This window comes from Streptomyces sp. NPDC088124, from assembly GCF_040685895.1.
Taxonomy (GTDB): Bacteria; Actinomycetota; Actinomycetes; order Streptomycetales; family Streptomycetaceae; genus Streptomyces.
Genome location: NZ_JBFBJB010000039.1, coordinates 66,602 through 89,684 on the forward strand (window position 1 = coordinate 66,602; position 23,083 = coordinate 89,684).

Consider the following 23,083-nt stretch of genomic DNA (forward strand, 5'->3'; position numbering starts at 1 on the left):
ATTGTGTCTGGCGACACCCTTCCCTTCGCCGAGGCCGTCCGGGCCCGTCACGCCGCTCGCGCGTTCCTGCCGGAACCACTGCCCGCCGGGCAGATCCGCGGCGTGCTGGAGGACGCACGGATGGCCCCCTCCAACTGCAACACCCAGCCCTGGCAGATCCACATCGTCTCCGGCCCGCAGCGTGATCTGCTGAGCAAGGAGCTTCTGCGGGCCGAAGCAGCAGGGGAGGCATCCGGCGACTTCACCTTCGACCAGAACGAGTACTTCGGCCCGTACGCACAGCGCTCCGCGCACCAGGCCAAGACCCGCAACGACGCTTTGGGCATCGCCCGGTCGGACCGCGCGGCACGCCGCGTGGCAGACCGGCGCAACTTCGCGTTCTTCGGCGCTCCCCACGTGGCCATGCTTTTCGCTCCCGCCTTCGGTGACGGCGTGCGCGTGGGCGGCGACATCGGCATGTACGCCCAGACCTTCCTGCTCTCCCTCGCCGCCCGAGGGCTGGGCGGGATCCCCCAGACCGTGCTGGGTCTCTACGCCGACACCGTCCGCGACGTCCTGGACGTTCCCGACGACCTGAAGCTGTTCTTCGGCATCTCGTTCGGATACGAAGACCACGCATCCCCGGACAACAGCTACCGCCTCGACAGGGTCCCCCTCCAGGAGAACGTCGTCACCCACGACACCCCCGGCCTGTTCGACAACCACCCATCCCCCACCTCCGCCTGACCGGTGGCCGACGGCGCCACGCCGGGCCGGCCGGTCCCCGTACAGACCACACGAAAGGAACAGCGCCATGAAGGGCTACGTCATCCAGGAGAAGGGCCGCGCCGACTGGCAGGAGGTTCCGGTACCGGAGATCGGACCGTACGACGCCCTGGTCCGCCCGACCGCGGTGGCCACCTGCACGACGGACGTGCATCTCATCGATTCGCTCTCGCTGCCGAACGCGCTGGGCAAGGTCATCGGCCACGAGGCGGTCGGAGTCGTCGAACGAGTCGGTGACCAGGTCACCGACTTCGCCCCCGGGGACCGTGTCGTTCTTCCCGCCGGGCTCGCCGACTGGCGCCACCCCCGGGCACAGCGAGGAGAGGGCAAGTTCCACCAGAGCAAGAGCCCCTACTTCTCCGACGACCCGACCAACGGAGGATGGTTCTCCGAGCTGGTGAAGTGCTTCGACGCCGACTCCAACCTGGCACACATCCCCGACGGAGTCACCGACGTCCAGGCCGTGTCCGTCGACGACATGGCCGCCACCGGGTTCACCGGCGTCGAACGGATGGAGATCCAGTTCGGCGAGGTCGTCGTCATCCTGGGCGTCGGGCCCGTGGGGCTGATGGGAGTGGCCGCTGCGGCGCTCCGAGGCGCCGGCCGCATCATCGCCGTCGGCTCGCGCCCGAACACGATGACCCTCGCCACGCAGTACGGGGCGACCGACCTCGTCGACTACAAGAAGGGTGACGTCTACGAGCAGATCATGACCCTGACCGGCGGCACGCAGGTCGACAGCGTCCTCGTCGCCAGCGGCGGCAACGCGAGTGACCAGATCGGCACGGCCATGAGACTCACGAAGTTCGGCGGCCACGTGTCGGTGGTCTCGGGATTCTTCGACGACGAGACCGTGACGATCCCGATGAACGTCTGGAACTACGGCGTGATGGAGAAGTTCCTCACCGCGGCTCAGGCCAACCAGGGCAGGGACTACATGGAGCGCCTCCTGCTGCTCATCGCGAACGGCAAGCTCGACACCGAGCCCCTCGCGACGCACGTGCTGCACGGCTGGGACGCGGTCGGGCAGAGCCTCGAACTGATGCGCAGCCGCGACCAGACCGTCGTCAAGCCGGTGGTTGTCGTCGGCTGACAGCGCCCCCGTGTGCCGCAGGGCGTGGTCAGAACCGCAGCAGGTCCACGGCCGCGAGGCGGAGTACGCCGTCGTGCCATTTCAGGCCGCGCAGATCGCGGATGACGATGGGGGCGTCCGTGGCCAGTCCGCGCTGCCCGACTCCGATGACGGTTGCACCCGCCGCCACTCCGGCCTTCGCCCCTGCGGTGCTGTCCTCGAAGACAACCGTCCGTGTCGGGGCGAAGCCCAGTCTCTCCGCCGCGGTCCGGTAGCCGTCGGGCGCCGGTTTGCCGTGGATGACGTCGTCCGCGGTGATGAGCACGGGTGGAGTGGGCAGTCCCGCCGCCGTGAGGCGGGCCCGGGCCAGGGCGGTTACGCCGGAGGTCACCACCGCCCACCGGCCGTTCGGCAGGCTCTCCAGGAAGTCGAGGGCGCCGGGGATTTCGGTGGTGGTGGCCGCGGCCTCGACCTCCAGGCGGTCGATCGCGGCGAGCGCGGCCGGCCGCTCCTCCGGATCGGCCACCAGGAGTGCGACGGTGTCGGCCGAACGGCGGCCGTGCACCATGGCGGTCACCTGCTCCGCGGGCAGGTCGCGGTCGCGGGCCCATTGGCTCCACGCCTGATCGACACCGTGGTCGGAGTCGACCAGGACACCGTCGTTGTCGAAAAGCAGGCCCTCGCAGGGAATGTTGAACACGGTGGACGGGTGGGGCTGAGCGGTCATGGGCGATCTCTTCAGGTCACGGGGCGGTTGCGGTAGCGGCCGACCAGTTCGCGGGCGGCGCTCTGCATACGGACGGGTGGAAGCCCCTGGGCGAGGAGTGTCAGGTCGTCGAGGACCATGTCGCCGATGGTCTGAAATGCCTCTGGGATGCCGCCCGCACGATGTGCGGAGAGCACGAGACCGTCGAGATCGCGGACGGGGTCGTCAGCGGCGACCGGTTCCTCCGGCCATACGTCGATGCCCGCGAGCAGGCGTCCGCGCGCGACGTGGGCGAGCAGTGCCGGGTAGTCGACGACCGGTGCGCGGCTGACCAGGACGAGGCGGGCGCTGTCCGGCAGCAGTCCGAGTTCGCGTTCTCCGATCAGATGGCGGCTTTCGTTCGTGACGGTGGCCAGTACGAACACGAAGCGGCTGCGGGACAGGGTCTCGTCCAGCGAGGCGGGCAGCACCCCGTGTTCGCACAGGACACCGGGCGGCAGCCAGGGGTCGTACACACGGACGGTGGGCCGGAAGGGGGTAAGGAGCCGGTTGAGGCCGCGGCCGAGGTTGCCGAAGCCCACCAGGCCTACGTCGGAGCCCTGCAGCAGGACAGCGTCGGCGTTGCTGTCGGAGACGTACCGCTCCCTTCGGGCCCGGAAGGCACGGTCCTCACGGCTGATCCCCCGGGCGAGGTCCAGCGCGAGTGCGAGGGAGTACTCGGCGACGGCCTGGGCGTAGGCGGGTCCGCAGCCCAGGACGTGGATGCCGCGCTCGAAGCAGGTCTCGTAGTCGACGTTGGGGAAGAAGTTGCCTTCGACGTTCAGCAGAGCCCGCAACCTGCCCGCGCGGGCGAGCCGCTGGACCGGCAGGTCGGGCTGTCCGACGATCGCGAAGGCATCGGGCAGAACCTCCTCCAGTGCTTCTTCGGAGGGATCCTTCTCCAGGTCCACCACGGTGAACCGGTCACGGAGCAACTCCATCGCGGCGGGGGTGAAGATGCGGTCCGTGCGCTGCGGGGCGGGACGCAGGACCACGACCGGCCTGGCGGGGGTGAGATGGGGAGTACTCACGGAACTCCTCTGCGTGTGTACGGAGATCGGCCCGGTGGTCCGTGCCCGTCCGACGGTCACGTGTCCAGGTCGTGTACGTAGTGCCGGAACCCCGTCCGTTCGCCGTGCATGTCCCACAGCGTGCGAGCAAGGACGGCGGGATCCGTGTGCGGGTCACCGGGCGCAATCGCGCCCGGGATGATGAGCTGCCCGACGTGGATGTTGTCGTCGGCGAGACTGTCGTGGAGCATCCTGGCGTAGACGCTTTCGGCGGCGAAGGCGACCGAGGTACCGGCCCGTTCGGGGTGAGGGCGTACGGCACTGCCTCCATTGACGAAGAGGAGGGTGCCTCGGCCGAGAATCCGCATGCCGGGCAGTACCTGGCGCACCGCGGTGACCGGTCCGTAGAGCGAGAACTCGATCGGACCCGCCAGGTCGGCGGGGGCGGTCTCCAGCACCGGCCGCATGAACTCCTTCTGCGGCACCGGGCTGTACTGCAGCACCTCGATCGGGCCCAGTGTCGCGGCTGCCGCGTCCAGGGCGGCTTCCAAGGCGGCCGGATCGCGTACGTCGGCGGTGAAACCGCGTGCGGTCACGCCCTCCGCGGTCAGGTCGGCCGCCAGCGCGTCGAGCCGGTCCTGACTGCGGGAGATCAGGGCGACGTCGAAGCCGCCGTGGCCGAACTGCCGGGCAACGGCGGCTCCGAGGCCGCGTCCCGCTCCGATGATGACGATGGTGGTCATATGTCCTCCTCCAAGGGGGCTCGCCGCCGACGTCCCCGAGGCCGGCCGCCTCTCCCGCGCAGCCGGTACACCTGTCGTCGTGGCCGTGGTCCGGTGCCCGGGCGGGCGGGCGGGAATTCAACGGGGTGAGATGCGGACCGTCGCCGATCTCGGTCCGTCACCCTGCATGATCGGCACCGCGGAGCTGCCCGGGTACTTCTCCTCATACGCGGCGTCGACGGCGGCGCCGACGCCACTGTCGGCGGGTTCGAAGATGACCTCGTGGTACTTGCCGGCAACGCGCACGCGCCCGGCCTTCTGGCGGATGGCGGCCTGATACCACTTCGACTGCTGTCCGTTGGCGGCGCGCACGTACACGTCGCCGTCGACGACGAGTGCCCAGGTCTGGGTCGGGGTGCCGTAGGTGGCACCGTCCTCACGGAACGGGGAGACGAAGAGATCCGCGTTCTCGGCGATCGCGCGGAGCTGTGCAGGGCTCCAGGAGCTCATGCTGATTCTTCTCTCAGGGAGGCGGGACTGTTCTTGGGGCCGGTCAGAAGTAGGTGGGCTCGCGCAGCACGTAGTGCTCTTCGAGCGCGGTGACCTCGTCGTCGGTGAGGGTGATGTCGAGCGCCGCCACGGCGGCGGGCAGGTGGTGGTCCTTGGTCGCACCCACGATCGGCGAGTCGACCACGGGGTTCTTGAGGACCCAGGCCAGTGCGATCGTGGCCATCGACACGCCTCGGTCCTTCGCGATGCGCTCGACCGCGTCGATCGTCGGCCGGTCGCTGTCCTGCCACAGCGGGCGCCCGTCGAAGTCGGTGCTCGGGTTGTCCTTGCCACGCTGGGTGTCGCTCACGCCCCACGGTCGTGCGACGACGCCTGCGGCCAGCGGGCTCCACGGCAGGCTGCCCACACCCTGGTCGGCCAGCAGAGGAAACATCTCCTGTTCTTCCCCGCGCTGCACCAGGTTGTACTGGTCCTGCATGGAGACGAACTTCGTCCACCCGTTCAGTTCGGCGGCGTGCTGCATCTTGGCGAACTGCCACGCGAACATGCTGGATGCTCCGAGGTAGCGGGCCTTGCCGGCCCTGACCACGTCGTACAGCGCCTCCATCGTCTCCTCGACCGGAGTGTGCGGGTCGAAGCGGTGGATCTGGTACAGGTCGACGTAGTCGGTGCCGAGGCGGGTGAGCGACGCGTCGACCTGCTCCATGATCGCTTTACGGGACAGCCCGGAGCCCCCGGGGCCGTCGTGCATGTGTTGGTGGACCTTGGTCGCCAGCACGATGTCGTCACGTCGCGCGAAATGTTTGACCGCCCGGCCGACGATCTCTTCCGAGGCACCGAAACTGTAGATGTTGGCGGTGTCCCAGAAGGTGATCCCCAGGTCGAGTGCCTGTTGGAAGAACGGTGCGGCAGCCTCGTAGCCGAGGGCCCACTTCTCCCGGGACCCATCGCCGAATCCCATGGTTCCCAGGGCGATGCGGCTGACGGTGAGGCCCGAAGTCCCCAGGCACGTGTACTTCATTGCGTTCTCCTTCGGCAGGGGTGTGGCGCAGCCGGTCAGCGGTCAGCGGTCGATGCTGGCCATGTTCGCCTCGTCGTGGCGTGCGCCCGAGGCCGGTGTGAGGTTGTTGAGACGGTCGAGCTGAGCCGCGCTGAGTTCGACGCCGTCGGCGGCGGTGTTCTCCTCGACGCGCGAGACCCGCCGAGTGCCGGGGATAGGGGCGATGTCGTTGCCGCGGGTCAGCAGCCAGGCCAGGGCGGTCTGGGCCGGGGTCGCTCCGATCTCGGCGCCGACGGCCTGGACTTCGTCGACGATGCGCAGGTTGCGCTGGAAGTTCTCGCCGGTGAAACGCGGGTTGGTCTTGCGCCAGTCGTCGTCGGCGAAGTCGTCGACGGTGCGGATCTGCCCGGTCAGCAGGCCGTGGCCCAGGGGCGAGTAGGGAACGAACCCTATGCCCAGCTCGCGCAGCAGCGGAAGGATCTCGGCCTCGACGTCGCGGGTCCACAGGGAGTATTCCGTCTGGAGCGCGGCGACCGGGTGTACGGCGTGCGCGCGGCGGATCGTCTCGGGGCCGGCCTCGGAGAGGCCGATGTGGCGGACCTTGCCCTCTGCGACCAGTTCGGCCAGGGCGCCGACGGTCTCCTCAATGGGAGTGTTCGGGTCGACGCGGTGCTGGTAGTAGAGGTCGATGTGGTCGGTGCCGAGGCGCTTGAGGGAGCCTTCCACCGCGGCCTTCACGTTACCGGCGGCGCTGTCGGTGACTCCGGGGCCGCCTCCCGCGTGGGAGACCAGACCGAACTTGGTCGCCACGACGACGTCGTCGCGTCGGCCCTTGATGGCCTTGCCGACGATCTCCTCACTGTGGAAGGGGCCGTAGATCTCGGCGGTGTCGATGTGGGTGACTCCGAGGTCCAGCGCCCGGTGGATGGTCCGGATCGACTCGTCGTCGTCGAGGCCGCCGCCCGTCGTGTAGGTGCCGGCCATGGTCATGGCGCCCAGGCCGATGCGCGAGACATCGAGCCCGCCCAGTGATACGTGCTTCATCTCATTCTCCTTGCGGTGGTGGCCGTCATGCCTGGTCGGTGGGCATGACCCAGAGCTCGGCGATCGAGGCGCGCCGGGGCCGGGTCACGATGTAGGCGACACCGTCGGCGATGTCGTCGGCGAGGAGGACCTCGGTCCGCTCGTTGAAGGCGCCGATCGCCTCGCGGACCTCGGGCTTGTGGTCGTTGTGGGAACCGAGTTCGGTGTCGACGCCGCCCGGCTCCAGGACACTGACGCGAACATGCCGCTGGGTGACTTCCTGGCGCAGGGACTCGGTGAAGCCGTTCACACCGAACTTGGTGAGGTTGTAGACGCCGTAGCCGTTCCAGGCGACGCGTCCGGCGATGGAGCTGATGTTGACGATGTCGGCGACCCGGCGCGGTCCGTCCTCGGCGGCTTCGAGGAGGTGGGGCAGGGCGGCGCGGGTGGTATACAGCAGGCCCTGGACGTTGATCGCGAGCATCCGCTCCCACTCCTCGACGTCCGCGCCGACGACGGGCCCCAGAAGCATGAGACCGGCGTTGTTGACCAGGATGTCCAGCTGCCCGAACCGCTCGACGGTCTGCTGCACGGCGGCCTCGGCCTGGGTGCGATCGGTGATGTCCGCCTCGACGACCAGGGCGGTGCCACCGGCCTTCTCGATCTCCGCGGCCAGCTCTTCGAGGCGGGCCTTGCGGCGGGCCACGATCGCCACGGACGCGCCGCGCTCGGCGAGTTGGCGGGCAGTCGCGGCGCCGATCCCGCTGCTCGCGCCGGTGACGAGGGCGACGGTACCGGCCAGATTCGTTGCCATGGGGTACTTCTCTTTTCTGAACGATGAAGGGACGGATAAGCGGCGGCGTATCACAGCGGCCGCCCCGGTCGGCCGCGCGGCCAGATCGGGCGTACCCAGCATTCGTTGGGCATGTACCGTTGCCAGCCGCATCCGGCGGAGGAAGAACACCTGGCCGGCAACCGTCTTTCCGATCTGTCCATGGACACATATACAACGGTGCCATCGGCTTCCGAAGGCGACAATGGGAGAAATCTTTCCGGGTATAAAACTCTACCCCCCGGCGATTTACCCGAGGGACGGGCGCGGGGGTCGGAGCGCAGCTCCGCATCCCGATTGAGTGTCGGGATCCCTTGCGGCTCAGAGCGTCGAGTCGACTCCCGAGGCCGTGCGCCTGAAAGCAGTCCGTGCCATCGAGCACGCAGGATCACCAGAAGCCTTCGTAAGCTGTGTCGTCGGCATCGGTCGCAGTCCTCCGACCGTCCCGGCTGTCCAGTGAAATAGTTCAGTCGACTCCAAATTAATTCGCACAAGTACAGGGGGGGCAGAATTCGACCGGCACGTCGACTACTGGCGGCTACGAGACCGCAGAGGATACGCATCCTTCCGGCGGCCCCGCTCCCCTGATCATCATGATCGGAAAAACGAACACCTTCACAGAGGAGGCGTAGGCGAATTTCTCCTTTACTGGAGACGCATGTTCCAGGTATAGATCTCTACCCCTCAGCCGAGCTGTGCCGAAGCGGCTTCCGCAGTACCGTGACGTACATGAGCAGGAACGCACACCTCAGCGAGCTGGGTGAATTCCTCAAGGCCCGGCGCGCCGAGTTGAGCACGCATGCGATGGGTCTCCCCGAGAGCGGTGCCCTGCGGCGGGTCCCGGGCCTGCGCAGGGAAGAGGTGGCGCAACTGGCCGCGATCAGCACCGTGTACTACACCCGCCTGGAGCAGGGCCGGATCGAAGCCTCCACTCCGGTCCTGATCGCCCTGGCCCGGGTGCTGCGCTTGGACGAAGACCAGCGCGACTACATGCTCCAACTGGCGGGGAAGGAGAACACGCGGCCACGGCGGCAGACAGCGCAGAAGGTCCGGCCGCCCACGCGGCGGCTCCTCGACAATCTCAGCGACACACCCGCCCTCATTCTCGGCCGCCGCATGGACATTCTCGCCTGGAATTCCCTCGCCGCAGCTTTGATGACGGATTTCTCCCAGATCCCGGAGGAGCATCGCAATTCCGTGCGACTGGTCTTCACCGATCCCTCTTTCAGGGAATTGTACGCGGACTGGGAAAGCTCCGCGCGCAACACCGTGGCATTTTTGAGGATGGAAGCAGCTGATAACCCGGGCGATCCGCGCATGACCGCACTCGTCGATGAGTTGTCCGAACGGGATCCTCAGTTCCGGGAGTGGTGGGCCGCCCACCATGTGGCCCACCACTCGACGGGGACGAAGATATTCCGCCATCCCGTGGCCGGCGACCTCACCCTCGACTGGGAAACCCTCGCCTGTCCCACCGATCCCGACCAGCAGCTCGTCATCCTGACCGCGGAGCCAGGCACTCCCTCACACGAGGCGCTGCGTTTCCTCGCCTCCTGGGCCGCCAACCACGAGCCGAGAGCCGACGCAGCAAACTGATCGCGGGCGTCCTCCGTTCAGGAATCACCACCCCGTCTCCTGCCCGAAGGCCGGCGCGAATTCTGTTCACCGAGACGTCCTCCACCGGCGGTTGACCCCGCCCAGCGCCGAGGTTTGGTACGGGCCCGGCCGACCGGTACCGCCCGCTACCTGGCCTACGCGCCGAACGGGACTGCTGTCACCGAACGTGCGCCTCGACGGGACCCGTCGGGCGGACAACCGGGCGACTCCCGCCCGCTGGTAGTACTGGTCTCACCCCTGGTCGGGTCTCGCCAGAGCATCGGCCGGATCGTGGGTGGCGGCCCAGCTGGCGAGCAACCGCAGCGCGTCGTCGTTGGGTGACCCCGCCTCGGCACTGAAGACGACCAGGGCCAGCCCCGGGTCGGCTGCAAGATCGAAGACCTCGTAGAACAGGTGCAGAACGCCGACGACCGGGTGGTGGATGTGCTTGAGTCCGGTGCGGTGCAGATGTACGTCGTGTGAGGCCCAGCGGACCCGGAAAGCCTCGCTGCGGGTGGACAGCTCCCCCACGAGATCAGTCAGTGCCCTGTTGTAGGGGTCACGTCCGGCTTCCGTGCGCAGCAGGGCCACGGTGTTGTCGGCAGCCCTCTCCCAGTCGATCCAGAAGTCTCGGGCACGCGGGTTGAGGAAGTTGAACCGGGCGTGGTTGACCGGCCGGGCCGGTTCTGCGAACACAGGCGCGAACAGCGCCTCCGCAAGAGGGTTCGCCGCGAGGACATCGAGACGCCCATTGTGCACGAAGGCCGGCAACGCGCTCATCCCGTCGAGGATGCGGGCCACGCCGGGCCGGACCTTCTGAGCGGAAGTCTGACGGCGGGCACGGCGCGGGGCGCCGGCGGCGCGGGCGAGATCTGCCAGATGCGATCGCTCAGCCTCATCCAGCCGCAACGCTCGGCCAAGGGCATGCAGCACGCTCTCGGAGACACCGCTGAGGTCGCCGCGCTCAAGCTTCGCGTAGTACTCGACGCTGACACCGGCCAGCTCGGCGACCTCGCTGCGGCGGAGGCCCGGCACGCGCCTGGTGCGGCCATGGATCGTCAGGCCGGCGTCTTCAGGGGTGATCCTCGCACGTCGGGAGTTGAGGAAGGCTTTGACCTCTTCGCGGTTGTCCACGCCTTCAGCCTAGAAGAAGCCGGTCCGCGCAGGGATGTGCTGTCAGTACACCTCTCAGCAGTGACTTCCTCGCCGAGTTGGCCTGAGATCGACTGGGACCATGAAGGAATTTCTCGCCTCCGTGACCGGCGCGGCGACTGCGGTCACCCTCACCGCGTGCTCCTCCAGCACAGTCGCCGACTCCACCGGATCGCCCTCAGAGACCGCCGAGGTCTCCTCGCCCGGGTCCCGCCCGTCCGCGGACGCCGACGCGTCGGTGAACGAGGGCACGCCCATCACGTTTACCGCCGGAGACCGCACCATCAAGGCCAGGCTCAATAACAGTGACGCGGCCCGGGATTTCGAGGAAATGCTGCCGGTCACTTTGCCGTGGTTCAGGAACCTGGATATCGAGTACATCTCCGAGCTGTCCGACCCGCTGACCGAGACGGGGCCTTTCTACACCGATGTCCAGCCCGGTGACATTGTTTACTACAATCCACGTGACAGCGTGACCATCATCTACGAGCCGACCACCTCGGTCCCGACCCTCACGAAAATGGGCGAGATCACATCTGACGTGAGCGTCTTCGAAGACCTGCCCGCGAACATAGACATGCGAATCGAGGTCGGGTGACGCTCCACTTGTGCGTGCGCCTCAGCCGCTCATGCGGGTACATCAGCCGCGATGCCGTCATCGCGAACCGAGCAACCAGGTAGAAAACTCTCCCTCCCACGCGGTGTGCGACCCGTGCCAAGGTACGTACGGCGCGGTGTCCCACTCGCCCCGGGGGGTTCCGCAGACTGCGGGCACGCCGCGTCGTGGACCATAAGGCACGGGGGCATCAGGCCGTTGTGGGACTCATCCGTCCCGAGGATGTCTCCAGGAAGGGCCCGCTCGGCCGTGATCTTCGTCTTTATGCTGGTCAGACTCGTCGTGCTGGCGGCGTTCGGTGCCCTCCACTGGTACGCGTGGCGTCGTCTGGTGCGCGACACGATGCCCCGGGGCTCGCTCCAGCGGCGTGCCGGGAGCGTCGTTTTCGTGGCCGGGCCTCTGCTGACGGGCGGCGCGCTGGTGGCCGAGAGACCGTGGGTTCCCTTCCTTCTCGAACAGATCCTGGCCTGGCCCGGATATCTGTGGATGGCGGTGTTCCTGTACGTGCTGCTCGCACTGCTGGCGGGCGAGGCGGTCCGGCCTTTGCTGCGACGGTGGCTCGCATGGCAGGACGCCGGAGCGGATACGAAGGAACGGGCGCACCGGGGCGAGGACCTCGTCGCCGTCGGCCCGCCCCGGTCCCCGGTGGTGGAGCATGACGGGTCCGGTACCGCGGGAAACACGACGGAGCCTGTCGCCGTGGCCGAGCCCCCGCGTGCGCCGGCGTCCGCGCCTTCGCTCCCCGGCCCGGCGGGCCTGTCCCGCCGCCTCTTCGTCTCGCGTGTCGTGGGCGGTACGGCAGCGGCCGTTGCCGTCGGCACGGTCGCCCACGGGACCTACGGTGTGCTGCGCGGCCCCCAGGTGAAGCGCCTCACCGTCCCGCTGGCCGAACTGCCTCGTAGCGCACACGGGTTCCGGATCGCTGTGGTCAGCGACATCCATCTGGGACCGATTCTGGGCCGCGGTTTCTCCCAGCGGGTCGTCGACACCATCAACGCGACCCAGCCCGACCTGATCGCCGTCGTCGGCGACCTGGTCGACGGCAGCGTCGAAGACCTCAGCTCGGCCGTCGAGCCGCTCGCCGGACTACGGGCACGCCACGGAACCTACTTCGTCACCGGGAACCACGAGTACTTCTCAGGCGCCGAGCCATGGGTCGAGAAGGTGCGCGACCTGGGACTGCGCCCGCTGGAGAACGCCCGTGTGGAGATACCCGGCTTCGACCTGGCGGGCGTCAACGACGTGGCGGGCGAAAGGGAGGGTGAGGGCCCCGACTTCGGCAAGGCCCTCGGTGACCGCGACCGTTCCCGTGCCGCCGTCCTTCTGGCTCATCAGCCGATCGTCATCCACGACGCCGTCCACCACGGCGTCGATCTCCAGCTCTCCGGCCACACCCATGGCGGCCAGTTGTGGCCAGGCAACCTCATCGCCGAGCTGGCAAACCCAGCACTCGCGGGCCTTGAACGCTACGGCGACACCCAGCTCTACGTGAGCCGCGGTGCCGGTGCCTGGGGCCCACCGGTCCGTGTAGGCGCCCCGTCCGACATCACCGTGGTCGAGCTTGCCTCGAAAGGCACCTGATGCTGTGAGCCCACAGCTGCAGAGGGAGGTCGGGAGTCGTGGCCTTCCCTCAGGTCGTCGCGGGAAGATGAGCCGAGCCACCGGCCCCTGGGGGCACGGCTCAGCAGGGCGGCCATCCCGGCGCAGTAACCCCGGCCCTCCGCCTCGTACTTGACGATGACCCGGCGGGCGCCCCTCCCTCCCCAGCGGGAGGCGGTGATGAGGGCGACGAGGCCGGCCGCTCAGCAGTGCCTGTGGCTCGCACCCGGTTCGGCCAGAGCGTCGGCCGGGTGGTGGGCGGCCCATCTCGCGAGGATCCGGAGGGCGTCCTCGTGGGGTGACCCGGCTTCAGCGCTCAGGGCAGTCAGGGTCAGGCCGGGGGCGGCGGACAGTTCCATGGTCTCGAAGTTCGGGTGCAGGTCACCGATGAGTCCGGTCATCGCCCTGTCGTACGGGTCACGGCCGGCTTCGGTGCGCAGCACGGCCACGGTGTCGTCGGCGCCCTGCTCCCACTTGAGGCAGAAATCGCGGGCCGGGGGTCGAGGAACGCGAAGCGGGCATGGTTGGCCGGACGGCCCCGGGTCCGCGAAGAACGGCGCGTACAGTGCCTGGGCGAGAGAGTTCGCGGCGAGGACATCGAGGCGCGCGTTGTTCACGAAGGCCGGCACCTCGGTCATCAGCTCAAGGATGCGCGCCACGCCGGGCCGGACCTGCCGGGTGGGGGGGCTTGCGACGGGTACGGAGTGCGGGACCGGCCGCGCGGGGCGAGGTCGGTCAGGTGCGCCCGTTCGGCCTCGGCGAGCTGCAGTGCTCGGGCGAGGGCGCCAAGGACGCTGTCGGAGACACCATTGAGGTTGCCCCGTTCGAGTTGGGCGTAGTACTCGACGCTGATCCCGGCCAGGTCGGCGACCTCGTTACGGCGCAGTACGGGCACCCGCCGGTTGCGGCTGCAGTGCTGCAGCCCGGCTTGCTCAGGGGTGATCTCGGCCCGGCGGGAGCTGAGGAAGGCGTCGGCCGCGTCACGGTTGTCCACCCCTCAAAGCCAGGCGGGATTCCAGGCACGTGGGGTGGGCTGTCAGTACACGTTCCGGCAGAGACTTCCTCACCCTCCCGGTGACCGGTTGCATGGTCGGCACCGGAGGACACGGACGACAAGGCAACCGAGATTCCGTGCGGGGTTACCCAGCCTGGCCCCGCGGTCATATGGCGACGAGGCGAAGGACCGTACGACGAATTCCGGGACCGGCGGGTCGGGAGACGCGGGTGACGCCACTCGGCTGTGCGCGCCCGCGTCTTCCACGAAGCGTCTCTCCCGGCCAGGTCACTACGGCGACGACACGGTCGAAGAAGACCGCCTGCTCTGATCACGGGCATCGGCTTCGCTTCCTGTCGACGTCCGGCCCGTTCGAAACCGTTGGTCCCGTCGAGCCACTCGTCCTGATGACCGCGGAACCCGCGGACGAAGGCAACCGCGGACCGTACAACGGGCGAACGCCCCACGAAATACTCCTGCCGATAGGCATTTCAATCCACCATAGGGGAGACCTGTCATGAAGAACCGCACGAACGAAACGGAATCGAATAATCGAGATGGCGCCTTCAGCCGCCGCAACTTCATGGCGAGGACCGGTCTCGTCGGGGCCGGGCTGGTCGTCGGAACGTCGCTCCTGTCCGCCTGCTCGGATCAGTCCCCGGTCAGCAGCAGTCGGGGCAGTGAAAGCACCGTGCCCAGGGGCAGCGGAATGAGGACACGAATGCTCGGAGAGATGGAGGTTTCGGAAATGGGGGCCGGCGCGATGAGCATCAGCGCCAACTACGGGCCTCCTGCCGACATCAACCAGGGAATCCGGGTCCTTCGGGAGGCCCACGAAAGGGGTGTCACGTTCTTCGACACCGCCGAGGTGTACGGCCCGCACACAAGCGAGGAGTTGGTGGGACAGGCACTCGCACCCCTCCGCGACGAGGTCAGGATCGCGACCAAGTTCGGCTTCGACAGCAAGGCGAAGAGCGGACTCAACAGCAGGCCGGACCACATCAGGAAAGTGGTCGAGGGATCGCTCAAGCGGCTTCGGACGGACCGCATCGATCTCTACTACCAGCACCGGGTGGATCCGGATGTGCCGATCGAGGACGTGGCCGGGACGGTCAAGGACCTCATCGCAGAAGGAAAGGTTCTGCACTTTGGCCTCTCCGAGCCGAGCGCCAGGACCATCCGACGAGCACACTCCGTTCAGCCCGTCACAGCGATCCAGACGGAATATTCACTGATGGAAAGGGACCCGGAGGAGAACGGCGTGCTCGCGATCTGCGAGGAGCTGGGAATCGGCTTCGTCCCATGGGGGCCCATGGGAATGGGGTACCTCACGGGGACGATAGACGCCCGATCAAAGCTGGATCCAAAAACAGACGTTCGAGCGACATTTGACCGTTTCTCCCCGGAAAATCTGGCGGCCAATATGCCTGTCGTTGATCTCCTCAGGCGCATCGCGAAGAGCGAGAACGCGACACCTTCGCAAGTCGCCCTGGCCTGGCTCCTTGCACAGAAGCCGTGGATTGTCCCGATCCCGGGCACCCGGAACCCGAAGCATCTGAACGAGAACCTGGGCGCACTCAACGTTCAACTGTCGGCCGGAGACCTCGGTGAAATCGAAACCGCTTTCGCCGGAGTTAAAGTACACGGCGAACGCATGAATGAAATGCAGATGCAAATGGTCGACCAGACAGCGTGAAGTAATCGACGAGATCAATTTCGCTCGTCCCGCCATGCCCGGAAAGCCGCTCGGAGTCCGGGCCGATATACCCATCCTCGACCCGAAGTGATTCCTATCCGCTTTCGGCTCATTTCTAATCCAGATAGGCGTCGGCGAAGGCCCCGTCGAAACCGAGTACGGCGAGGCCCTCCTCGACGCTGCAGTGGGTCGTCCCGTCCGGACGGCAATCAGGGAGTCGAAGTCAGCACGGCTGATCTCGCGTCCGAGCCACTGGTTGCTGCAGCGACAGCAGACCCAGACGTTGCGGCCGTGGTTGACGAGCAGCCAGTCGCGCCGGGCGCGGCAGGTCGGGCACATCGCGGGGATCCCATGAAGGACCAGCTCGCTCGGGTGGCCGAGACAGCGCGTCGACCCTGGGCCGCTGGACGGCTGTATCTCGAATTCGAGCTGTAGCAGGGGCTCGATGCCGGCGGGGAGAACGGACGACACGGATTCCTGCTCTGCGGGGCGGTCGGTGGTTCTGAGCACAAGCGTCGCCTCCGGGGCGAGGTCCTTCTGTTTCCATCCGTAACAGCAGGTGAAGCTGGCTGTCCAGGGGGTTTCCCGGAGTCCGGCAGGCCGGTCACCGGCCTGCCGGACTCCCGTCATCGGCGCCACGCACGGCTGCGAAGGGCGGAGGAGGCGGGGCAAGGTGCAACCGTGAGTGTCGTCCGAGCGCTGGCGCGGTTGTCCGCCGTCTTGGGCTGGCTCGTGCCGGCCTGCGGGCGACGGGCGGCCTCGCCCGGGTGCGTGGGGAGCTGGGCGAGTCGCCGGTGCGACACGGCGCACACCCGTACCGTCCAGCGCTGGACCGTTACCTCTCGGCCTCTCGAACAGGGTGGTGCTCGCCCCGCCGCGTGGCACTGGAAGCTTTCCTGGCACTCGTCTCCAGTGACGTGGGCACAGACCTGGCCCTCGTCACGTCGCAAGACGCGCAGACGAGAGAGCACTTCGTCCACACCTGGCAGTCCCTGTTGTCCACGGATGACGCAGTGGAAGCCACGCTTGAGCAACTCAAGAGGTGGCAGGAGCGATTCGAGGAGGACGGGGACCACCGAGAGGCGGTGATGGCCCTGTTCGCGGAAATCTTCACCCCGCCACGACTGCGTCTGCGGCCTGACCGGCTCCTCGTTACGGAACAGGCCGTCGTCCGACAATGGCAGAGCCCTGACATCAGCCCTGGACTCCGGATGAAGGCGCGCCTCACCCTGCACCTTCCCGAGCAGGACATCTGGACGACCCCTCCATTCTCGACTGGACATCGTTCCAGGAGAATCCTCCCGTTGGTGGGCACGTCGGGTAGGGAGCGCACCACAGCCGAGAACCTCGCACGCACGGTCGACTACCGCCGACGAACCACGCTCAGACATGAAGATCATGATCGACAGATGAAAACAGTTCGACAGGCCCCTGAAAGATCAGAAAGAGCCACCGGCATAGTCTGGAGGTCCTCCAGGAGACAAAGCCGCAGGTCATGAAAGACAAACTGAGCCGATCCCCGGGGAAGCGGCTCAGCCTCGCTTGAAACAAGGCGGAGCAACACACGCCTCGCCCCCGATCTCGCCGCATGCCGTGCCACCTGGCCAGGTTCGATCGATACTGGAATCGGGCGGCAGACCGCCGCGCCGGACCGCGCCCCAGGGAGCTGGCGATGTATCAGAAAAGTCGGCATGAGGCCAGCGTCAGTACCGCTGGACCCCGCTCGGAAGCGCCGAGAACCGCCAAGATCACCAAGCGCTCACACGCATCTTGACCTGCAATAACGCTGACCAGAGGCACATCTACTAGCCTACCTGGGAGATACCGTTGAAGATGCTCATCAATGTGCCGGAGACCGTGGTCGCGGACGCGCTGCGGGGCATGGCCGCCGCGCACCCCAAGCTGTCCGTCGATGTCGAACGGCGTGTGGTGATACGCGGCGACGCGCCCATGGCCGGGAAAGTGGGGATCGTTTCCGGGGGCGGGTCCGGGCACGAGCCGTTGCACGGGGGGTTCGTCGGGCCCGGAATGCTCGCTGCCGCCTGCCCCGGTGAGGTCTTCACCTCCCCCGTGCCGGATCAGATGGTCCGGGCCGCCGCCGCGGTGGACAGCGGTGCCGGGGTGCTGTTCGTCGTCAAGAACTACACGGGCGACGTCCTGAACTTCGACATGGCTGCCGAGCTGGCCGAGGACGAAGGCATCCAGATCGCGAAAGTGCTGGTCAACGACGATGTGGCGGTGACCGACAGCACCTACACGGCGGGGCGGCGCGGTACGGGTGCGACGCTGTTCGTCGAGAAGATGGCGGGCGCCGCCGCCGAGGAGGGGGCGCCGCTGGAGCGGGTCGAGGCGATCGGGCGGCGGGTGAACGAGCTGTCCCGGACCTTCGGGGTCGCCCTGAGCGCCGTCACCACGCCCGCGAAGGGCAGCCCCACCTTCGACCTGCCCGACGGCGAGCTGGAGCTGGGCATCGGGATCCACGGTGAGCCCGGGCGCGAGCGGCGCGCGATGATGACCGCGCGGGAGATCGCGGACTTCGCGGTGCACACCGTACTGGACGACCTGCGCCCCTCCGGACCGGTGATCGCCCTGGTGAACGGCATGGGCGGTACGCCGCTGCTGGAGCTGTACGGGTTCAACGCCGAGGTCCAGCGGGTGCTGGGCGAGCGCGGTGTGGCGGTGGCCCGTACCCTCGTCGGCAACTATGTGACCTCGCTCGACATGGCGGGCTGCTCGGTGACCCTCTGCCAGGTCGACGAGGAGCTGCTGCGGCTGTGGGACGCGCCGGTCGAGACCCCTGCGCTGCGCTGGGGCCGCTGAGCGCCCGTCAGCACGGCGGCACGCGACGGTACGGCGACGCGAGGCAGGACAAGGGACGTGAGGAAACGTTCCACGGGGTGAGGAGATCACGTGACCGACGAGACATCGGACCGCACGCTCGACGCGGGTTTCTTCCGCCGCTGGCTGGGGGTGGTCGCGGCGAAGGCCGTGGAGGGTGCCGCGGACCGGCTCACCGAACTGGACTCGGCCATCGGGGACGCCGACCACGGCAGCAACCTCCAGCGCGGATTCCGGGCCGTCACTGCCACGCTGGAGAAGGACGCGCCCGCCTCTCCGGGCGCCGTGCTGATCCTGGCGGGCCGCCAGCTCATCTCCACCGTGGGCGGCGCGTCCGGACCGCTGTACGGGACACTGCTGCGCCGTACGGGCAAGGCGCTCGGGGATGCCGCCGAGGTCACGCCCGAGCAGTTCGCCGAGGCGCTGCGGGCCGGAGTCACGGCGGTGACGCAGCTCGGCGGGGCCGCGCCCGGGGACAAGACGATGATCGACGCGCTGGAGCCGGCGGTCGAGGCGCTGGAGGCCCCGGCACCGGCCGGCCCGTCCTTCCGGGCAGCCGCCGAGGCCGCCGAGCGGGGCGCCCTGGCGACCGTGCCCCTCCGGGCGCGCAAGGGCAGGGCGAGTTATCTGGGCGAGCGCAGCATCGGGCACCAGGACCCGGGCGCCACGTCGTCCGCGCTGCTGATCGCCGCCCTCGCCGACACGGCGGAGGCGGCACGGTGAGTGGCGGAGCGCCGGTCGGCATCGTGCTGGTGTCCCACAGCGCGGCGGTCGCCACGGCTGTCGCCGCGCTCGCGCGGGGGCTGGCGGGCGGCGGCGGCGCGGCCCCGATCGCGCCCGCGGGCGGCACCGGGGACGGCGGGCTCGGGACCAGCTCCGAGCTGATCTCGGCCGCGGCGGCGGAGGTCGACCGCGGTGCGGGGGTCGCTCTTCTGGTGGATCTCGGCAGCGCCGTGCTGACGGTGAAGGCGTTGCTCGCCGAGGGCGACGAACTGCCGGAGCGGGCCCGGCTGGTGGACGCGCCGTTCGTGGAGGGAGCGGTGGCCGCGTACGTCACCGCCTCGGCCGGCGGGGATCTGGACGCGGTGGTGGCCGCGGCGGAGGAGGCGTACCGGTACCGCAAGGAGTGACCCGTACCCGTACGGCATGCGCCCGGAATCGGCCCCGGACCGGGAAAAGGCGCGGAGTCGTCGTGATCCGGGCATCGCGCCACCGGAATACTGAGCCGTCACGCAGGCACCGGCGCCTTCCGCGCCGGTGGCGGTCCAGAACTTCCGGAAGGACAGGCATGGCGAACTCGGCGGGCGTGGACACCGGCGCACAGGACGCGCACGGCAGGGGCGAGGGGACGGATGGGGGAACGGGCGCCGGGGCGGCCGAGGAGAGGCCCGGGGGGACGGACCGTTCCCTGGGCCGCCGGGCGCGGCACGCCGTCGTCGTCGGAGGGAGTCTCTCGGCCCTGCTGACGGCCCGGGTGCTGAGCGACCACGCCGACCGGGTGACCGTTGTCGAGCGCGACCGCTTCCCGGACGGTCCCGAGCCCCGGGCGGGGGTCCCGCAGAGCCGCCACCTCCATGTGCTGCTGGCGAGCGGGCAACGGGCCATGGAGGAGTTACTGCCCGGGATCCTCGACGAACTGCGCGAGAACGGCTCCCCCCGGGTCGGCCAGCCCGACGATCTCGTGCAGTGGCAGAGCGGGAGCTTCTACCGGCGCACTCCGGCGTCCACCCATCTCCTCACCGGTTCACGCCCGATGCTGGAGTGGCTGGTACGGCGCCGGGTGCTGGCCGATCCGCGGATCACCGTGGTGGAGGGCACGGAGGTGGTCGGGCTGGTCGGGGACGCCACCCGGGTCAGGGGCGTACGCCTGCGTGAGCGCGGGGCGGGGACGCGTCACGACGTGCGCCCGCTCGCGGCCGACCTGGTCGTGGACGCCTCGGGGCGCGGGACCCGCGCCCCGGACTGGCTGGCCGGGATCGGCGCGGAGCCGCCCCACGAGGAGACGCTGGACACGGGGCTCGCCTACGCGTCCCGGCTCTACCGGGCCCCGGAGAACGGCGAAGGACCGGACTGCCACGGCTACTTCTTCGTCGGGGACAAGGACCACGCCGAGGGCGGTGTCGTCCTGCCCGTCGAGGGCGGTCTGCACATCGTCACGCTCACCGGGCTGCGCGGAGGTGAACCGCCCTCGGACGACGAGGCCTTCGCCGAGTTCGCCACCCGGCTCCCCCATCCGGCGCTGCACGAATGGCTGTTGAAGGCGGAGCCGGCGTCGCCGGTGCACGCGTTCCGTTCGACGGCGAACGTACGGCGGCGGTACGACCGGCCGGGGCGGCGGCCCGCCGGATTCCTCGCCACCGGGGACGCGCTGTGCGCCTTCAACCCGGTGTACGGGCAGGGCATGACGATCGCCGCGCTCGGCGCCCTCGCGCTGGGGAACGCGCTCTCGGATCCCCGCCGGACACCCACCACCCGGCGCGTGCAGCGCGCGCTGCTGAAGGCGTCGCGGCAGGCGTGGGACCTCTCGGCCGGAGCCGACCGGCCGCTGCCCGGCGCGCGCGGCAACGCCGCGCGGATCCGTGCGGCGGACCGGCCGGGGGCCTGGTACCTGGGCCGGGTGGTGGCGCGCGCGGCCGGTGATCCGGTCGTCGGGGACGCGTTCCGGCAGGTGACCCATCTGACGTCGACGGTCGGTGTGCTCTTCACACCGCGGGTCCTGCGCGCGGTGCTCTTCACACCGGTCGGGCCCGAGCTCGCGGAGCCGCAGCCGCAGCGGGAGCCGGGGTTGGCGCGGCCTGTGCGCGGCTGACCCGGCCCCGGCGGGCGGCGGCCGGGCGCCGATCCCGTGCTCAGAACGGTGTGGCCGCGTGGAGGACGAGGAAGAGCGTCACCGTGGCGTTCGCCGAGGACAGGGCCGAGCCGACCGTTCCGGCCGCCGCCGCCCAGACGGCCAGGCCCACCGCGCTGCGCACCGAGGGCCAGTGGACGGCCGACGGCGCGGGCCCCAGCAGCGCGGCGACCCGGCGTGGCACGGGTCCGGGGCTCGGCGCGGAGAACCCGGCCAGCGTCGGCGCCGGGGTGCCCCGGGAGACGAGCGCGGCCTTGCCGATGGCGCGGGCCACGACGGTGCGGTCGCCGGTCACCCGGGCGGCCTCCTCGTCGGCCCAGCGCTCGCTGGTGTAGGCGACCGCCGCACGCAGCGGGCGCAGCAGCGGATTGGCGCGGGCGGCGAGCCGTACCGTCAGCAGGAACCGGTGGTGCCGGCCCGCGAGATGGGCGCGTTCGTGGGCGATCAGGGCGTCCCGCTCGGCTTCGTCGAGGCAGGCGAGCATCCCGGTGGAGACCACGATCCGCCCGGGGCCGCGGGGCCCGTCGCCGGGGTCGTCGCCCTCCCCCGCCGCGGCGCGGGGTGCGCGGGCGGGACCGGGCAGCGCGTAGGCGTACGGTGCCTCGTCGGCCAGGACGGCCAGCTCGCCGCCGGGCAGACCGGCCAGCGCCTCCTGCGCGCGGCGGCGTACGCGCCGGTGGCGCCAGGCGGCGCCGGCGCACCCCGCTCCGGCCGCGGCGAGGGCCACGATGGCCGCCTTGCCGGCGATCTCGTCGTACGGGACCGCCTCGCGGACCTCGGGGTCCGACCAGGCGTCGGGCAGCGGGTTGCCGGGGAGCTGCGCCGTACCGACGACCACCAGCAGCCCCAGGCAGAGCGTGCTGCACACCGCGAGGACGGCGGCGAGGACGGAGAGCAGGCGGGTGGCGACCCGGGGGTGCAGATGGAGTGCGGCGAGGCGCGCGACGGGCAGCGCGGTCAGCGGCAGTACGAGCGGCAGAAAGACGAACACCCCCATCGCCGTCAGCCCTCCGCCCCGCCCTCGGGGAAGCCGTCCTCCGGGAGGGCGAGCAGGTCGCGCAGCAGCCGTTCGTCGTCCGCCGAGAGCGTGGTGACGAAGCGGGCGAGGACGGCCTCGCGGTCCGTCTCGCCGTCCAGCACCTTGCGCATCCGCAGCGCGGCAAGCCCCGCCTCGTCCGAGGCCGCGCGCCACTCGAACGAGCGGCCCGCGCGCTCCCGGGTGACGGCCCGTTTGGCCTGGAGCCGGGTCAGGATGGTCATCACCGTCGTGTACGCGAGGTCCCCGCCGAGCCGCTCCTGCACCCAGGCGGCCGTGACGGGCCCGGGTGCCTGCCGCAGCGCGGCCAGCACCTGCGACTCCAGCTCGCCCTGGCCGCGCCTGCGAGGGCGCTCGTCAGGGCCCCCGTGCTCCGTCACCGCTGTCTCCCCTCCGGCCTCGCGGACGCACCACGACGCATGCGCGTCCATGCTACGGAGCCGGGGGCGGGCGCCACCCGGCCGGGTGGCGGGGAAGGGGTCGGACACCGGCCGGGGAGCGGGCCGGATCTCGCTCCCGTTTTACTTCTACACTGCTGTAGATTTTACTTTCGCATGACCGAACCAGCTCAGCTCAGGAGGAGCAGCGTGGGAGTTTCCCTGTCCAAAGGCGGCAATGTCTCGCTCAGCAAGGAGGCACCGGGACTGACCGCGGTCCTTGTCGGCCTCGGCTGGGACGTACGGACGACGACCGGTACGGACTACGACCTCGACGCCAGCGCGCTGCTGGTCGACGAGTCCGGCAAGGTCGCCTCCGACCAGCACTTCGTCTTCTACAACAACCTCAAGAGCCCCGACGGCTCCGTCGAGCACACCGGTGACAACCTGACCGGTGAGGGCGACGGCGACGACGAGACCGTCAAGGTCGACCTGGCCAATGTGCCGGCCCAGGTCTCGAAGATCGTCTTCCCCGTGTCGATCCATGACGCCGAGAACCGCGGCCAGAGCTTCGGTCAGGTGCGCAACGCGTACATCCGGGTGGTCAACCAGGCGGGCGGCGCCGAGCTGGCCCGCTACGACCTGAGCGAGG

23 protein-coding genes are annotated in these 23,083 nt (G+C 69.3%); 11 read left to right on the plus strand and 12 right to left on the minus strand.

The annotated features are described in order from the left end of the window. Positions 1-3 precede the first annotated feature (3 nt). Together AB0P17_RS28810 and AB0P17_RS28815 are read left to right on the plus strand one after the other, a co-directional pair. The gene (locus tag AB0P17_RS28810; RefSeq protein WP_365815134.1) at positions 4-726 is read left to right on the plus strand and encodes a nitroreductase; all 723 of its coding nucleotides are present in this window, start codon (positions 4-6) and stop codon (positions 724-726) included. 67 nt (positions 727-793) lie between these two features. Further along, the gene (locus AB0P17_RS28815; protein WP_365815136.1) at positions 794-1,858 is read left to right on the plus strand and encodes a zinc-binding dehydrogenase; all 1,065 of its coding nucleotides are present in this window, start codon (positions 794-796) and stop codon (positions 1,856-1,858) included. 28 nt (positions 1,859-1,886) lie between these two features. On the opposite strand, the gene AB0P17_RS28820 is transcribed toward AB0P17_RS28815, so the two are convergent. The 7 genes from AB0P17_RS28820 to AB0P17_RS28850 form a co-directional block, all read right to left on the minus strand. Next, the gene (locus AB0P17_RS28820) at positions 1,887-2,564 is read right to left on the minus strand and encodes an HAD-IA family hydrolase (protein WP_365815138.1); all 678 of its coding nucleotides are present in this window, start codon (positions 2,562-2,564) and stop codon (positions 1,887-1,889) included. An 11-nt stretch (positions 2,565-2,575) separates the two neighbouring features. Then, positions 2,576-3,613 carry a hydroxyacid dehydrogenase gene (locus AB0P17_RS28825; RefSeq protein WP_365815140.1) on the minus strand — a complete coding sequence of 346 codons (1,038 nt, stop codon included), beginning with the start codon at positions 3,611-3,613 and terminating at the stop codon, positions 2,576-2,578. Positions 3,614-3,669: 56 nt separating this feature from the next. Further along, positions 3,670-4,335: an SDR family NAD(P)-dependent oxidoreductase gene (locus tag AB0P17_RS28830; RefSeq protein ID WP_365815142.1), complete on the minus strand. Its 666-nt coding sequence runs from the start codon at positions 4,333-4,335 to the stop codon at positions 3,670-3,672. 117 nt (positions 4,336-4,452) lie between these two features. Then, entirely contained in the window at positions 4,453-4,824 is a 372-nt protein-coding gene (locus tag AB0P17_RS28835) for a DUF2255 family protein (protein ID WP_365815144.1), read from the minus strand. Positions 4,825-4,867: 43 nt separating this feature from the next. Further along, positions 4,868-5,845 (minus strand): aldo/keto reductase, encoded by a 978-nt coding sequence (locus AB0P17_RS28840; RefSeq protein WP_365815146.1) that lies wholly within the window; start codon positions 5,843-5,845, stop codon positions 4,868-4,870. 42 nt (positions 5,846-5,887) lie between these two features. After that, positions 5,888-6,868, minus strand: a complete 981-nt coding sequence (locus AB0P17_RS28845; protein ID WP_365815148.1) for an aldo/keto reductase — start codon at positions 6,866-6,868, stop codon at positions 5,888-5,890. Between the two features lie 25 nt (positions 6,869-6,893). Then, positions 6,894-7,661 (minus strand): SDR family NAD(P)-dependent oxidoreductase, encoded by a 768-nt coding sequence (locus AB0P17_RS28850; protein WP_365815150.1) that lies wholly within the window; start codon positions 7,659-7,661, stop codon positions 6,894-6,896. Positions 7,662-8,408: 747 nt separating this feature from the next. Between AB0P17_RS28850 and AB0P17_RS28855 the strand changes: the two genes are divergently transcribed. Next, complete coding sequence (locus AB0P17_RS28855; RefSeq protein ID WP_365815152.1) at positions 8,409-9,275, plus strand: helix-turn-helix transcriptional regulator; 867 nt, start codon at positions 8,409-8,411, stop codon at positions 9,273-9,275. 252 nt (positions 9,276-9,527) lie between these two features. On the opposite strand, the gene AB0P17_RS28860 is transcribed toward AB0P17_RS28855, so the two are convergent. Continuing rightward, on the minus strand, positions 9,528-10,409 hold the full coding sequence (locus AB0P17_RS28860; protein ID WP_365815154.1) for a helix-turn-helix transcriptional regulator: 882 nt from the start codon (positions 10,407-10,409) through the stop codon (positions 9,528-9,530). A 100-nt stretch (positions 10,410-10,509) separates the two neighbouring features. Here AB0P17_RS28860 and AB0P17_RS28865 point away from each other — a divergent pair, with 100 nt between their 5' ends. Further along, positions 10,510-11,025, plus strand: coding sequence for a cyclophilin-like fold protein (locus AB0P17_RS28865; RefSeq protein ID WP_365815156.1), 516 nt, complete (start codon positions 10,510-10,512; stop codon positions 11,023-11,025). A 267-nt stretch (positions 11,026-11,292) separates the two neighbouring features. Continuing rightward, positions 11,293-12,624, plus strand: a complete 1,332-nt coding sequence (locus AB0P17_RS28870; RefSeq protein ID WP_365815158.1) for a metallophosphoesterase — start codon at positions 11,293-11,295, stop codon at positions 12,622-12,624. Positions 12,625-12,845: 221 nt separating this feature from the next. Here AB0P17_RS28870 and AB0P17_RS28875 read toward each other — a convergent pair whose 3' ends face one another. Next, on the minus strand, positions 12,846-13,280 hold the full coding sequence (locus AB0P17_RS28875) for a hypothetical protein (protein ID WP_365815160.1): 435 nt from the start codon (positions 13,278-13,280) through the stop codon (positions 12,846-12,848). After that, positions 13,280-13,636 (minus strand): helix-turn-helix transcriptional regulator, encoded by a 357-nt coding sequence (locus AB0P17_RS28880; protein ID WP_365815162.1) that lies wholly within the window; start codon positions 13,634-13,636, stop codon positions 13,280-13,282. Before AB0P17_RS28880 ends, AB0P17_RS28875 begins: the two co-directional genes overlap by 1 nt. A gap of 517 nt (positions 13,637-14,153) precedes the next feature. On the opposite strand from AB0P17_RS28880, the gene AB0P17_RS28885 reads away from it, so the two are divergent. The 5 genes from AB0P17_RS28885 to AB0P17_RS28905 all read left to right on the plus strand — a co-directional run bounded on the left by AB0P17_RS28885 (position 14,154) and on the right by AB0P17_RS28905 (position 20,979). Beyond that, entirely contained in the window at positions 14,154-15,332 is a 1,179-nt protein-coding gene (locus AB0P17_RS28885) for an aldo/keto reductase (RefSeq protein ID WP_365815164.1), read from the plus strand. Between the two features lie 1,827 nt (positions 15,333-17,159). After that, the gene (gene dhaK / locus AB0P17_RS28890; RefSeq protein ID WP_365815166.1) at positions 17,160-18,152 is read left to right on the plus strand and encodes a dihydroxyacetone kinase subunit DhaK; all 993 of its coding nucleotides are present in this window, start codon (positions 17,160-17,162) and stop codon (positions 18,150-18,152) included. A gap of 90 nt (positions 18,153-18,242) precedes the next feature. Further along, complete coding sequence (dhaL, locus tag AB0P17_RS28895; protein ID WP_365815168.1) at positions 18,243-18,893, plus strand: dihydroxyacetone kinase subunit DhaL; 651 nt, start codon at positions 18,243-18,245, stop codon at positions 18,891-18,893. Beyond that, positions 18,890-19,300, plus strand: coding sequence for a PTS fructose transporter subunit IIA (locus AB0P17_RS28900; protein ID WP_365815170.1), 411 nt, complete (start codon positions 18,890-18,892; stop codon positions 19,298-19,300). The genes dhaL and AB0P17_RS28900 overlap by 4 nt, the downstream gene beginning before the upstream one ends. Before the next feature lie 158 nt (positions 19,301-19,458). Further along, the gene (locus tag AB0P17_RS28905; protein WP_365815172.1) at positions 19,459-20,979 is read left to right on the plus strand and encodes an FAD-dependent monooxygenase; all 1,521 of its coding nucleotides are present in this window, start codon (positions 19,459-19,461) and stop codon (positions 20,977-20,979) included. Positions 20,980-21,019: 40 nt separating this feature from the next. Here AB0P17_RS28905 and AB0P17_RS28910 read toward each other — a convergent pair whose 3' ends face one another. Both AB0P17_RS28910 and AB0P17_RS28915 read right to left on the minus strand, forming a co-directional pair. Next, positions 21,020-22,015, minus strand: a complete 996-nt coding sequence (locus tag AB0P17_RS28910) for a M56 family metallopeptidase (RefSeq protein ID WP_365815174.1) — start codon at positions 22,013-22,015, stop codon at positions 21,020-21,022. 5 nt (positions 22,016-22,020) lie between these two features. Next, positions 22,021-22,434, minus strand: coding sequence for a BlaI/MecI/CopY family transcriptional regulator (locus AB0P17_RS28915; RefSeq protein WP_365815177.1), 414 nt, complete (start codon positions 22,432-22,434; stop codon positions 22,021-22,023). A gap of 207 nt (positions 22,435-22,641) precedes the next feature. Here AB0P17_RS28915 and AB0P17_RS28920 point away from each other — a divergent pair. Beyond that, a partial coding sequence (locus AB0P17_RS28920; RefSeq protein ID WP_365815179.1) for a TerD family protein occupies positions 22,642-23,083 on the plus strand: 442 nt, incomplete at its 3' end.

Bases quoted from the DNA above. Each gene is read 5' to 3' on its own strand.
- AB0P17_RS28815 (WP_365815136.1), top strand. From the start codon at position 794: ATGAAGGGCTACGTCATCCAGGAGAAGGGCCGCGCCGACTGGCAGGAG.
- AB0P17_RS28820 (WP_365815138.1), bottom strand. From the start codon at position 2,564: ATGACCGCTCAGCCCCACCCGTCCACCGTGTTCAACATTCCCTGCGAG.
- AB0P17_RS28830 (WP_365815142.1), bottom strand. From the start codon at position 4,335: ATGACCACCATCGTCATCATCGGAGCGGGACGCGGCCTCGGAGCCGCC.
- AB0P17_RS28835 (WP_365815144.1), bottom strand. From the start codon at position 4,824: ATGAGCTCCTGGAGCCCTGCACAGCTCCGCGCGATCGCCGAGAACGCG.
- AB0P17_RS28840 (WP_365815146.1), bottom strand. From the start codon at position 5,845: ATGAAGTACACGTGCCTGGGGACTTCGGGCCTCACCGTCAGCCGCATC.
- AB0P17_RS28845 (WP_365815148.1), bottom strand. From the start codon at position 6,868: ATGAAGCACGTATCACTGGGCGGGCTCGATGTCTCGCGCATCGGCCTG.
- AB0P17_RS28850 (WP_365815150.1), bottom strand. From the start codon at position 7,661: ATGGCAACGAATCTGGCCGGTACCGTCGCCCTCGTCACCGGCGCGAGC.
- AB0P17_RS28855 (WP_365815152.1), top strand. From the start codon at position 8,409: ATGAGCAGGAACGCACACCTCAGCGAGCTGGGTGAATTCCTCAAGGCC.
- AB0P17_RS28865 (WP_365815156.1), top strand. From the start codon at position 10,510: ATGAAGGAATTTCTCGCCTCCGTGACCGGCGCGGCGACTGCGGTCACC.
- AB0P17_RS28875 (WP_365815160.1), bottom strand. From the start codon at position 13,280: ATGACCGAGGTGCCGGCCTTCGTGAACAACGCGCGCCTCGATGTCCTC.
- AB0P17_RS28885 (WP_365815164.1), top strand. From the start codon at position 14,154: ATGAAGAACCGCACGAACGAAACGGAATCGAATAATCGAGATGGCGCC.
- AB0P17_RS28905 (WP_365815172.1), top strand. From the start codon at position 19,459: ATGGCGAACTCGGCGGGCGTGGACACCGGCGCACAGGACGCGCACGGC.
- AB0P17_RS28910 (WP_365815174.1), bottom strand. From the start codon at position 22,015: ATGGGGGTGTTCGTCTTTCTGCCGCTCGTACTGCCGCTGACCGCGCTG.